Source organism: Sporosarcina sp. SAFN-010, assembly GCF_059415065.1.
In genome coordinates this window covers 110,254-123,361 of record NZ_JBPFDS010000011.1, presented here as the reverse complement: position 1 = coordinate 123,361, position 13,108 = coordinate 110,254, and the positions used below count along the sequence as shown (strand labels likewise).

General features: G+C 34.5%; 12 protein-coding genes. 2 read left to right on the top strand and 10 right to left on the bottom strand.

The window, feature by feature from the left end; translation table 11 throughout:
- Nucleotides 1–332: 332 nt before the first annotated feature.
- The 4 genes from ACR65F_RS13310 to ACR65F_RS13295 form a co-directional block, all read right to left on the bottom strand.
- Nucleotides 333–1,286: a calcium/sodium antiporter gene (locus ACR65F_RS13310; RefSeq protein WP_440504702.1), complete on the bottom strand. Its 954-nt coding sequence runs from the start codon at nt 1,284–1,286 to the stop codon at nt 333–335.
- Nucleotides 1,287–2,422: 1,136 nt separating this feature from the next.
- A complete protein-coding gene (locus ACR65F_RS13305) occupies nt 2,423–3,565 on the bottom strand; it encodes a DUF418 domain-containing protein (protein WP_440504701.1) in 1,143 nt (380 codons plus the stop codon).
- A gap of 73 nt (nt 3,566–3,638) precedes the next feature.
- On the bottom strand, nt 3,639–4,532 hold the full coding sequence (locus tag ACR65F_RS13300; protein WP_440504700.1) for an ABC transporter ATP-binding protein: 894 nt from the start codon (nt 4,530–4,532) through the stop codon (nt 3,639–3,641).
- A complete protein-coding gene (locus ACR65F_RS13295) occupies nt 4,532–5,242 on the bottom strand; it encodes an ABC transporter permease (RefSeq protein WP_440504699.1) in 711 nt (236 codons plus the stop codon). Before ACR65F_RS13295 ends, ACR65F_RS13300 begins: the two co-directional genes overlap by 1 nt.
- A gap of 93 nt (nt 5,243–5,335) precedes the next feature.
- Here ACR65F_RS13295 and ACR65F_RS13290 point away from each other — a divergent pair, with 93 nt between their 5' ends.
- On the top strand, nt 5,336–6,034 hold the full coding sequence (locus ACR65F_RS13290; protein ID WP_440504698.1) for a response regulator transcription factor: 699 nt from the start codon (nt 5,336–5,338) through the stop codon (nt 6,032–6,034).
- A 7-nt stretch (nt 6,035–6,041) separates the two neighbouring features.
- Complete coding sequence (locus ACR65F_RS13285) at nt 6,042–7,739, top strand: HAMP domain-containing sensor histidine kinase (RefSeq protein ID WP_440504697.1); 1,698 nt, start codon at nt 6,042–6,044, stop codon at nt 7,737–7,739.
- Between the two features lie 400 nt (nt 7,740–8,139).
- On the opposite strand, the gene ACR65F_RS13280 is transcribed toward ACR65F_RS13285, so the two are convergent.
- The 6 genes from ACR65F_RS13280 to ACR65F_RS13255 all read right to left on the bottom strand — a co-directional run bounded on the left by ACR65F_RS13280 (nt 8,140) and on the right by ACR65F_RS13255 (nt 12,909).
- A complete protein-coding gene (locus ACR65F_RS13280) occupies nt 8,140–8,946 on the bottom strand; it encodes an aminoglycoside adenylyltransferase domain-containing protein (protein WP_052245905.1) in 807 nt (268 codons plus the stop codon).
- Between the two features lie 121 nt (nt 8,947–9,067).
- On the bottom strand, nt 9,068–9,334 hold the full coding sequence (locus ACR65F_RS13275) for a hypothetical protein (RefSeq protein WP_440504696.1): 267 nt from the start codon (nt 9,332–9,334) through the stop codon (nt 9,068–9,070).
- Nucleotides 9,335–9,425: 91 nt separating this feature from the next.
- The gene (locus ACR65F_RS13270) at nt 9,426–9,692 is read right to left on the bottom strand and encodes a DUF3221 domain-containing protein (RefSeq protein ID WP_440504695.1); all 267 of its coding nucleotides are present in this window, start codon (nt 9,690–9,692) and stop codon (nt 9,426–9,428) included.
- Nucleotides 9,693–9,858: 166 nt separating this feature from the next.
- The gene (locus ACR65F_RS13265; protein ID WP_440504694.1) at nt 9,859–10,089 is read right to left on the bottom strand and encodes a hypothetical protein; all 231 of its coding nucleotides are present in this window, start codon (nt 10,087–10,089) and stop codon (nt 9,859–9,861) included.
- A gap of 292 nt (nt 10,090–10,381) precedes the next feature.
- Nucleotides 10,382–11,008 (bottom strand): ABC transporter ATP-binding protein, encoded by a 627-nt coding sequence (locus ACR65F_RS13260; protein WP_440504693.1) that lies wholly within the window; start codon nt 11,006–11,008, stop codon nt 10,382–10,384.
- 20 nt (nt 11,009–11,028) lie between these two features.
- Complete coding sequence (locus ACR65F_RS13255) at nt 11,029–12,909, bottom strand: bacteriocin-associated integral membrane family protein (RefSeq protein WP_440504692.1); 1,881 nt, start codon at nt 12,907–12,909, stop codon at nt 11,029–11,031.
- Nucleotides 12,910–13,108: the final 199 nt, after the last annotated feature.

Here is a 13,108-nt window from a genome sequence, read left to right as displayed (position 1 = left end):
TAACACCTTTAAATTACAGTGTTAAAGCAGCCTAATCAAGGTGTTTTATAGTTGTCTCAAATCACTATGTCAGTCTAATTAGCGGTCTTTTAAATTCCAATATATGAACCTTTGAATAAAAATCGAGCATATCTCAACAATCCAATATACATACGAATCATACGACCTAAAATAAATATCGGAAGACGCATATATCTTAATAAAATCGTTGCTAATTCAGTGGTCAAAATGTAGGGAATTGAAGTGATTTATTTAATTTCTTCAGCAAAAACCCATCCCTAGATCCTAACGGAAATGTTAGTTAAATGGTACAGGGTTCAAACAGTATCGCGTTAATTTCGTAATATAATATAGACTAAATAAATAATGTAGACGGCGACAAGCACCAATCCTTCACGCTTTCCAATTTTGAAACCGGTCCTTGAAAAAATCAATAATACAACAGTCAGTACAATCATAAACACAACATCAATTAGTACCTTATCGTTCACCGCTAATGGAGAAATTATAGACGAGGTACCAAGTACAAATAGAATGTTAAAAATATTACTACCTACGATATTCCCAAGCGCAATTTCACTTTCTTTTTTCAAGGCAGCTGTAATAGATGTGACAAGTTCAGGAAGAGAAGTCCCTATTGCAATAATTGTTAGTCCCACCAATGTTTCACTCATACCAAGAGAGTAGGCAATTTTCGTACCATTATCTACTACCAAATCCCCTCCAAATATTATTGCAGCAAGACCTAATATGGTAATTAATATATTTTTACCCCAGCTGATGTTTTCAGGTACTGGTTCGTTCGTTGCATTTTTCCGGCTTTTTAGTCCAATCTCAATAACATAATACATAAAAATGGAAAGGAACAGCATAAAGATGAACCCATCACCGCGTGAAATCATGTTGCTGCTGAACCCCTGCAATACAATGTCACTCATAAGAATTAACATTGCCACACTTGCGAGTAAGGTAAATGGAATTTCTTTTCTAATAGTCTCACTTTCAACCTTCAAAGGATATAAAATAGCAGCTACTCCAACAACGAGAGTAATGTTAAAAATATTGCTGCCAACTACGTTTCCCACTGCAACATCTGCAGTTCCTTCCAGTGCTGCAATAATACTGACAGTCGCTTCCGGAGAACTTGTCCCAAAAGCTACAATTGTTAACCCGATTAAAATAGGCGGAACTTGGAGCAGTCTTGCGATATTGGAAGATCCGTCAACAAAATAGCCAGCTCCTTTTATCAACAATGTAAATCCAACAATTAATAAAATATATGCCATTGGTTTGTTTTGCCCCTATCCTATTCACGTATTTTCACTATTACTTTCTGAATCACTTTAATTACATACCCCGTTATGACGGAATATAAAAGCGGTTCACGTAAAACCGCTTCTATAGGAATCACTTGTTCAAAATGAACGCCCGATTCCAGAATATTGGTCAGCGAATAAATATTTCTACTAAATTAGTCACTACTTTTACTTCTCTCATGACTGTTTCAGATACTGTTTAACCAATTCTACATGTTCTGAATGGTTCCCCTACAAGTACACATTGTCAATACTTTACTGATCAAAACTCCTTTCTGAACTCTCATCACAAACGGCTCCGATTATGAAGAATGAGCGCTGGTCTTTGTTTATGAACAGCCCCCTTTGCCTAATAACAAAAAAGCGGAAGACAATCATACAACCTTCCGCTTTGAGCCCTCAGTTTTTTATTATACCAATTACATAGCTTTCATACAGTTTTAAACATCATTCACCCCATTTAGACCATCATTCGCCAATAACCCAACTTTGTCGGCTAGAAACTTCCCAGACCTTGAACTTGAATGTATCATCTTCTTTGGCTTTTATGTAGACCGAAGGCAATTCCAATACAACGTCTTACTTTATACGAACAACAAAGAAAATACTCACGATGAAATAATATATAGCTAGTATTGATAAAGAATCTGTTAACACAATTAATAAATCACTACTCCTAATAAGAAATCTCCATAAGAAAGAGCTAACTATGAAGATTGTTGGGAATAATAGAAAATACCCTAAAAAATAGATCTTTTGTTTGGTCATTATATCCCCCTATTCTGCAAATACGGTCTAGTATGTATAATACGGGCGCAAATTCTTCTGCAAGAATTGCACCCGTCACTTGAATAAGACCACTTAACTTTTAACTTGCATTGAGCTCATACAAAAAAATCATCTGATTGTGCAGGTTTTTAATTTTTATAAAATTCAAAATATAGAAGTCTTTATCAAATATCTCCTTTAATCCTTCTTCAGAATATCCTTTACCTCCTTTTTTTCTCTGAATTCTTAGTCAAATAATTAGTTATTGCAATACATCCCCACCAATCTGTTTTGACTATTGAGCTACTGAAACGGCCCTTTAAAAAAAGTTGCTAGACTTACTTCGCACTCCGCAGTCGTAAATATACCCCCACTCTCATTAGTTTTTCCAATGGACCCTGTTTAAAGTATTTCAAGTAAAGAGTACTGACGACTATTTGACAAGTAAAGATGACCGCTCCTAAAGCAACTCCAGCTGCAACGCCTAGTCTCGCGAATAAACCAAATCCATATCCATAAAAGATAAATGTACATATAACAGTTTGCATGATGTAATTCGTTAACGATAATTTCCCTACGTTTTCAAAAAACGTTAACGTGCGCGGAAGTTTAGAATAAGCGAATGCAAATAGACAAATGTATCCGATTGGAAGAACAATTCCACCAAGCATCTCCAAATTAATTTCATCAAAAAGATATGGTGTACTTTTTAATAATAGACCTATAGGTATGAGTATTAATAAACCAGTTAAGTATTTTCTTTTATCTTTTATAGGATTAAGAAACCATTTCATTTTGGCCGCATACATCCCGAATAAAAACATCGGACTTAATAGAAATGGCAACAGTAAGAGCATGAGAGTAGCCTCTGCTGACCCAAGTTCCAAAGGATCTTTATTCAGACGATGATCTTTAATTTCGCTATATGTTCCAGCACTATAAATAGTCATTGTTTCATTTAGATAAGATGTCATTTTGGCTTCACTCGTTAATTCAAAATCTTCACCAGAATCGACTAAGCTTACTGCCGTAATTAGAGAAAATAAAAGGACGACCCATATCAGTATCGTTTTTGGTTTTCGCATAACAAAAGGCAAAAGGCAAATCCCCATAATTCCGTACACAAATAAAATATCCCCCTCCCATAAAAAAATGCTATGTAAGAGTCCGAGTCCAATTAAAATAATCGACCTTCTGAATAAATGCCATTTAACTTTTAGTTGTTTTCCCTCAAGACTTTTCTTCATTAATATGAGTGAATAGCCAAAAATGAAAGTAAAAATAGGCATGAAAGCACCTTCTATAAATATCTTAGTAAAATAGTAAAAACCTAAGTTAGTGGATGAAAGATTGAAATAACCTATTTCATCTTTTCCGAAAATCCCGTATTGAAAGATGAGTAAGTTTGCGAGAAGAATACCAAATAGACTCCATCCCCTTATTCCATCGATTGTTCCTATTCTTTTTATTGATGTCGACAAAGTATTATTCCCCCTATGTGTTAATTTGAAAATTTATGTTCCAATGCTTTTTTTGTTTCTTGTCATTATCTTTTCATCCATTCAAAAAAATATCTTCGAGATTTGGTTGGTCCGCTGAGATTCGGTGAACGCCAATCCCGTTGTTTACGAGCAGTCGAACGACTTCCTGGATCATCTCATCATTAGTTGCTCTGAAACTCATAGTAGATTCTAAAACGTCTAGAGCTCCTGTGATATTAGTAGCCTCCATGAGCAGTTGACTGGATGGCCATCGGGATATTGCCATGACCACTTCAAGTGACTCTGTATACTTCTGTTTAAGTTCAGAAAGTGTTCCTTCATTTATAATACGCCCATCTTTCATAATCGCGAGCCGTGTACAGATCTTTTCAACTTCGTCTAAATTATGCGAGGTCATGAAAATAGTCGTTCCTTTTTTATTGAGGTCAAGGAGAAGCCGTTGGATATGAATTGCTGATTCAGCGTCCACTCCTGAAGTCGGCTCATCAAGAATGAGCAAGTCTGGTTCATTAATAATTGCTTGTGCAATGCCCAACTTTTTTTTCATACCGAATGAGTATTTGCCGACTTTTACAGCTGCATGTGGGACAAGTCCGACCTTCTCCAAGACTGTAATGCACTCCATTTTCGACTTTTTAGCCCCTTGCAATGAGGAAAAATAGCTTAGGTGTTGCAGGGCAGTCATTGATTCATAAAATGCGGTGTAATCAGGTAAGACGCCGATTCGTTTTAATATTGTATTGGTGTTTTTTAATTCGAGTAAGGAAATCTCGCCTGTTGTTGGTTGAATTATCCCTGTTAGCATATTGATGAACGTCGACTTTCCGGCACCGTTACGTCCTAAAAATCCATATAATTCACCTTTTTTGATGTGTAGATTAACCGAATCGACTGCTTTGGTACGGCCGTATGATTTTGTTAAATTCCGAACTGAAATGGCATTCATTATACATCCTTCTTTCTAAATAAATAAATAGCCAACAGTATATAAACAGTTGTAAAAGCAAAATTAACAAAAAAAAGCATATTATCATCTTCCAAATAATTATAAGGGGTGCCATATTTAAAAATAGAGAGAACCCACTTATCACTAAACATCGCCCAAAAACTTAAGATGGGAAATGCGATGCCCAACAGAATGCTAATAAATGAAGAGAAGATTGGCTTCTTAATAATCAAAGAAAGTATTAAAGCCAGTCCAACAAATACAGATATGAATGAAGCTGATTGGAAAAAAGCGAGAAATGAAAAATAGCCAGATAAAATGAAAATTAGTAAGTATGATATTGTAATAATGGTAAACCAAAATATTAAATGGCCAATTACTTTTCCTAGTACGATTTTTTGGCGTTCGGTTTTTGTAATTAAAAAACGCATTGTCCGTTGTTCAATATCTCGATTCATCACATCATGTGTAAGTATGAATGCAAATAATGGTCCGAAAATTAAGATAGCAAACGATAAACCTATCGAATGTATCATCGCTTCACTTCCAGAAACGGATAAATCATTTTCGTGCATCATGTCGAAGGAACTCTTTAATAGTTCAGTAACACTTACGCCGGCATACGCACAGCCGAGTAGAAACAGTAGAACGAGAATTGATTTAACGCTTTTTAATAGTTGTAAACTTTCATGCTTAGCAATAACCCACATACAAAACCACCCTTTCATTTGTTACTATATAGGGTGAATCCTATAAGAATGTGACTGGAACCTTAACAGAGTCTTACATATGGAGGTAATTTAGTGGAACAGGCAAAAATACTTGTGTTAGATGATGAACAAGCTATTGGGGACATGGTAGATATTATTTTACGCAAGGAGGGATTCTTCGATATTGATGTATGCTTAACTTACCATGAAGCAGAAATTTTCTTTCTTGAAAAATCTTATGATCTATATATATTGGACATTATGTTGCCTGATGGAACTGGTCTTAAACTAGCAGAACAAATCCGAAAACGATCAGACGCGCCGATATTCTTTTTGACAGCAAAATCGTCTGATGCAGATAAATTACGCGGATTCATACACGGTGCTGATGATTATATTACGAAACCGTTTAATCCAATGGAACTGGCAGCGCGTGTTAAGGTCCAAACAAGCCGATATCTGTCTGCAGTAAATAAAGGGAGAAACCGTTATGACTTCGGACAGTTTCAACTAGATGTGGACGCTGCAGAATTGATTGTAAACGGAGTTATCACCCAAATTCCAGGGAAACAATTTCATCTCTTGAAACTGTTTTGTGAGCATCCGAATCAGGTTCTTTCGAAAGAGCAACTTTATGAAGCTGTTTGGGGATTGGATAGTTTTATAGATGATAATACGATTACGGTTCATATTCGTAGGTTACGAGAAAAAATCGAAATTGATCCTAGCTCTCCAAACTATTTAAAGACCGTACGTGGCATTGGCTATAAACTTCAAACTGAGGGAGAGTGAAGGTGTATTGTCTAGTAAGATTACACTCCGGTTTGTTGGTTATTTCTTTATCTTTTATTTAAGTGTAGCTGTAGCTTCTATACTTATTATTATCTTCTTAGCCGTTAAAGGGTTAAGTGATTTTAATGCATATACAAATATCCGGGAAGCAGATATTGACACAATCGAGAGTCACATTGAGAAGGATGCAGAGGGAAATTTCCTGTTTTCAAATGCACTAAAGAAAAGTGCAGAAGAGAGTGGCGGAATCTTACAACTTATTGATAATGAAGGAAACATAATTACTTCTTCTGCTGAGAAAAGTGAAATCCTTTCCAAGTATAAGTTTACGGATTTTATTGAAATGTCTGCTGACAAAGGTTCGTATATATGGTTGCTAAAAAAAGATCGATCGTTGCTATTCATTGAACGGACAGATAGCGATATACTGTTGGAAACACTTATGACTTCTAAAAGTTTTCCCGAGATTACTATTGATCAGAAAAAAGTATTAGAAGAGCATAAAGCCATATTTGAGCTCTACGACGCAGACGGTAGTATTATCTATAAATCTAACGATAACGTTAAAGATGCGTTGAATGGGATGAAATTGCTTGAAATGTCACAAGTTCTAGCTGAGCAAAAAGAGATAAAAACATCTAGAATACTTGGGGATGGAACAACAGCTGTCGTTAGAATGCCTAATCCGCATTATGCTCCCTTTAACACCGCTATGATTAATTTCATGAAAAAATTTCTTATAGGCATTACTCTTTTTCACGGCATTCTTCTACTATTTATTATTCTATTTTCGTTTTGGATAGGTCAAAGATTTGGAAGACCTGTTTTTTATTTCATGAAGAAGATTGAAAAGTTGTCTAGAAAAGATTATGGACATATAGAAGATCACAAAATACGGAACAAGAAAGATGGACGATTAAAGAAGAAATATAGAGTATATGAAGATGTGGATGAGTCTTTGATAACATTGGCTGAAAATCTGGAAGAGAATGAACGAAAACTACAAAAGACAGAGCAACTTCGAGAAGATTGGATTACCGGGCTATCGCATGATTTGAAAACGCCACTTAGTTCAATTTACGGTTATTCGGTGATGCTCGAATCGAGTCATAAGTGGACGAGTGAAGAAGTGCAGAAGTTCGCGTCAGTAATGCAAGAGAAAGCAAGCTATATGGATGCACTTATTAACGATTTAACCTATACGTATCAGTTGAAAAATGAGGGCGTGTTGATTGAGATGGAAAATATCGAGTTGGGGGAATTTATTCATAAATACGCTAGTCAAGTTGAAGAAGAATCTGTTACCTTTCCAAAAGGAGGCACATCTATTTGGGTCGCCATTGACCCGAAGAGATTTAACAGGGTGTTAGGCAATGTTATTGGTAATGCGATTAAGCACAACCCAGAGGGTACACCAATTCATGTAGATATACACCTAGAAGATGAATGGGTTCTACTTGAAGTGCAAGACGAAGGGATAGGCATGTCAAAATATATGATGGAGAATCTATTCAATCGCTATTACAGAGGAACGAACACGACCTCAGGTGATACTGGAACAGGGCTTGGTTTGACGATTGCCAAACAATTAGTCGAAGCGCATGGTGGTAAAATAAATGTAGATTCGAATAAGTATGGGACAACAATTACGATTAGGTTGCCGCTCGTGGAGGACATAAAGGATAGAGGAATAACTCCCAATTGAAACCTTGTCGATAGCACGTATGAAATTAGACTGGGAGAGGTAGACAGATTGGTGGGAATAATGCGATTTAAGATTTGCCAAGTATATAAAGACCTCGAATCAGAAGTGCATTTCATAAATTCAAATCAACAATATACACATTTAGATATGCATTGGAATAATTTCAATTAATGAAATGTTGCAGCACAATTTGGTCACACTGCGGATCGCCGGACATTTCGAGAAAGTCGTAAAAAAAACACTGATTTAACAGCATTCATAAACGCTAATAGAAGTGGCCCCGGGTATCATTAAAAAGGCTAAACAAATTATGTTTAGCCTTTATTTTTCATATTCAATTCCCCTGCTTTTTTGAAGTGAATTCCTGGTTTTGTTAATGCCCGCGATTGTGACAGACAACTCATTCCCTAGTTTGTAACAAAGACTCGACCTTTTCAGCTATATACTTCTTTAAAAGAGTGAGTTCATCCTGATTAAAAGAAATATTAATTTTATTACCCGTGTAGTTGTTAATCGCTTTTTCAACTGTGGTCCGTAAATCTTGCGGTAATATTCCTAGTCCCCAGTTACCCGCTTCTTGCTTTGATGAAATAACCCCTTCTTTTAGATACCAAAATACCCTTATTAAATTTAAAGAACAATAAACTGGTTCATTTTCAATATTTCGTATACAGTCTTTGAAATCACCCATTATTGATGATATATAATCTGACTGAGGAACGATAGGAAATACCTCAGCAATAGCATCGCCATATACACATATCCCCCTATGGCTGGTTACTGTAATATGGGCTGCTAAATCCGTATCAGTGCTTTTCTCCTTTTGTAAAAAATTAAACGTCTCACTTATCAAAGCATCCTGATACCGTTTTCTCCAAAATTCACTATAATGAAAATCGAATGGACAAGGGTGCTTCCAGTCCTTTAACTGCTCCTTGTTTAAAAAACTAATTTCAACTGGGAATGGGGAATTTGAATATTCCAGGAAAAAATGTGCCAATAACCACTTAATTTCGACCCCTATTGCTTTATTTGTAACAACCAAAACATCGATGTCGCTACTCCTAGGGTTAAAACCACCCATCGCCAAGGAACCGTGTATATAAAAACCCACAAAATTTTCTTTTATTATCCTTTGTATACCTTTATTAAGGTTGCGAATAAAATCCCTTACCTCCTGGGGACATGTTTCCCAATCATATCCCATTTTGCACTTCCTATTCTTGTTCGTATTCAATCAGTTGTTAAACAATCAATGACACGTTTCAGGCACAGCGTTATTCAACAACTGCGCCCATTAGTAGAATTATGTCATCAAATTAATATCGTTAAATTCTACCGACGATTGCATAGAGAATTGCAAGAAAGATTACACCTAATGAAATGGAAAGTAACGAGATATACTTTATAAATCCTTTTTCTTTCTTAACGAAAGCAATGAAACCAATTACTATGCCTGTTGAATAGATACCAAAGCCGATGATTATTTCCCACCAACCCAAGAAATCAATATTAATCGGCGGAAAACCCATATACGCAATAAAAATCCCATCGACAATTAGAATGATGGAGTACTTACTATACTTCCTATTCACTTTTCAAATCCCCTTAGTAAACTAAATTGCCCTTTTGTTGAAGAGAGCAGATCCCTGTTTCAGAATCAACCCCGTTTACGGAACGGAATTATCATTGTTTCGGATTTATAATTTCAATATTTAATGCTTGAGTGAATGCAGGCGAAAAAGTGTCTATTCCACCATCTACCCAAACAGCCACTTCTTGTCCTTCTTCATAATCTTTGATGTCATCATTTTCATGCAGTGCAACCCATGTTAAACCTAATTGTTTATCCTCAACCAAGATACTATTTCCAGGGCTATCTACTTCTACAATGTTTCCCTTTATATCAATTTTGCCTTTAAATTCTTCACTTTCATTACTACAAGCTACCAAAAGAAAACATGATAGGAAAAGCCAAACAAAACCTTTTTTTCATAACGGTACGATTCCATAGCTTCACGCAATTCACTCCTTTTTTAGCTCAAACAAACAAATGATCTGGCTCTACTCTTGAAATACAGTCTTTCAGAAAAGTGGATTACTTCGTCGCCAATCTATTTTACGCATAAACAGAAAAAGACCATACGATTAAAAACATACTCACTATTCCCCAAAGAACAGATCCCCATATCCACCGAATAATAGGTTTAGGCGAATTCTGTTCAATTTCCATACTTTCCTCGTTTTCTTTTATTAAAACAAGCTTCCTTTCCATACTTCTTTTCATAAAAACGAGAACAACAAATCCGATTACGATGAAACCAACAGTTATCCAGAGAAACGAATCCATTTCTACACCCCCTTTTTATGAGTTAAAATACGACACAACACAATATCTATTTATCCCTTAAACGTAAATTCCAATTGGCTTTGTATAAATTTTTCTACAATAAATTATTGGCACGATTGCGATATAGAGCGATCACCTATTAAGCAAACGCCCCCGTTTGTTAAACTAACGATTCCAATAAATAAACAAAACAGATCGATTGAAAGATGGCGCTTATACGATATTAGTGATCCTCTTATACCAAAAAACCGTTTTTGATCACTGTGGTTGGAGCAATATTCAATAAGTCATGTTATAAATTAATCACCCTTGTGCAATTCAATATTGCGTTTTCATCATGGCTCACCATAATAATAGTTTTACCTTGCATGTGTAGTTCTTTGAGTAAACTCATTATGATGGCACCATTTTTTTTATCTAAGCTTCCCGTTGGTTCGTCCGCAAGAATAATTTCACTATCACGTAAAATTAATCTTGCCATCGCAACTCGTTGTTGTTCGCCACCAGATAGCTGATATATTTTTTTATCTAACACATCTCCTAGCCCTAACTTACTTAATTCGCGTAATGCTAGTGCTCTACGTTCTTTTTTAGGAGTCTTATCAAAAATAATTGTTAAATTTTCATACACAGTTAGGTCATCGATCAATGCATAGTTCTGAAATAGATATCCAATATCGTTTTTTAATACCAATCGAGCTTCTTTTGAATTGATATTATCAATCGTTTTTCCTTTTATACTAACAGTTCCCTCACAATCCTCAAGTAGTCCTATTATATTCAATAACGTAGATTTTCCTGCTCCGCTTCTTCCTGCTATGCCTAGAAACTCACCCTTATCTATTTCCAGGTTGAAATTAACGAATATAGGTTCACCATTAAACGTTTTAGTAATGTTCTCTAGTTTAATTAAGGTCATGATTATCTCCACTTCTATAATTATTCGCCTTTTATTGCTAGTATCGCTTTTCGATTGATGTATTGATAAATCAAAACACTATAAATTAAAGCCTCGATGATAAATAAAATCAAAAATATAGGATTTACAATAAGTGAAATGCCTATCGTGATTATTCCATTTAAAATCATAAATTTCTTTATAGACGTTCCTGGATACTTTCCAAGCAATCGATAAACTCCAAACTCCTTTTTTCTCAACTCTAAGAAAATCGTTACTATAGATAAAATACAGAGTAAAAATGAAAGTATATTGATAATCAGATGAAACATCGATTCAAAAAGGTTCAATTCTAAGTTGCCTTTAAAAATATTATATTCCTTATCTAAAGAATCAACTCTTATGCTGTTGGCGTCTAGTTCTAATTTAGTCAGTTTTTTTTCGATAACCTTCGAACTTTTGTTATCAAATAATACTTCCCCTGAATTTAGATAGAGCATCTTTTTCAGATCATGCACATAGTAAATAGAATCATATACATATAACCCAGGCCATAAAATACTTTCTTGCACTTGCCCGTCTTTCACATAAACAATTTCAGTACTTTTATCAAATTGTAGATTGTTAAGAATAGTTTTAGTTTCGCTCTTATAATGATTTGGAATTAACAAAGTATTAGCCTGTATTACAGAACTATTAAGTTGTAGTCCATTGTTATCAACAATATCAATCAATTCTAGTACGTTAGAAGAAATTGAGGTGAATGCAAAATTGTCAATTTCACGTAGTTTATTAGTTGATTGGTACTGCTTTAACCTTGTGACATTTAACAGATCATCAGGTGGTGAATAATTGTACAGATTTTCATCATTTATAGTATTAATAAATTGATCAAGTTTTTCATGTAGCTTAGTTTCAGGAACAGCCGATGTTTGTATTTTGTAAAGATCATTCTTTTGTAGGACATCGATAGATTGAATACTTGATTTTAGCTTGTTGATATCGGTAATAGCGGCGTTCAACGAAAATAATAGCAAGGTAACAATCACAAACTTAAATGAGAGTAAGCTATAAAAGAGTACTTTATTATTTTTTTTATTTTTTATCGCTCCAACCTGATTCACTTTATAGATATATAGCGTTCCAATAAGAGCGGATATCAAGAAAACTAATCCTAAAAAGAAACATAATAAAAAGTATATACGTCCATATAAAATAATTTTACTAATATCATTAATCATGATATATATACTGAAGGGTACGGCTAGAAATAGACTAGCTGCATACGCATGGATTGACAATTTAAACAATAAATAAAAAGAAATTTTTCTGTTATTCCAACCGTGTAACTTTTTAATACCAATTTCCTTTAATCGATGCACATAATATGTTGCTATGCTTAATATTATTAATAATGTAAGTAAGGAGAAAAACTTTAAATTCAGTGAAGAAAAAAGCATGCCTAGGTTGAAATCTACTGGTTCATTTTTGCGAATATTAACGCTGTAACCCTTTTTTTCTAAAGAGCGCTTTAGACTGTTAATTTTTTTCTCACTATTGCTTTGAACAGTGAAAAACTTAATATTTTTACTTTTTTCTTTTTCGTTATAAACATAATAGTTAATGTTATCTTTTGGAAAAACACTTGATTGTTTTCCCACACTAACTGTTGAAACTGGATTGATGAACGTAACGTCTAACTCGTTTTTCCCAAAACTTATGTTCTTTGAATCCACTAATCTAATCATTACATATGTCTCTTTAGCAACTTCACTTAAAAGATCATTGGATATATTATGAGACAATTCAAGGTCATATACTGTTTCATCGTTATGGTAGACAATTTTGTCCGCAACCAATAGAAAAAAGAAAATAGAAAAAACTGCTACTAGTAGACCTATGCCATTAAATATTTTTTTCATACGTCTTCCTCGATTTCTGTTTTAATGCTTTTCATGTATTGATGAAACACTCGTCAAGCATATTTAATAGTGTAAAAATGAAAGTAGATATACTATCCTATGTATATTTCTTTAACTTTTTTCTCCTTTCTTACATAATCCCCTTTCTCAATCTCGTGCTCTTAGTATATCGAGAAATTATTTAGAAATGCTATATAAA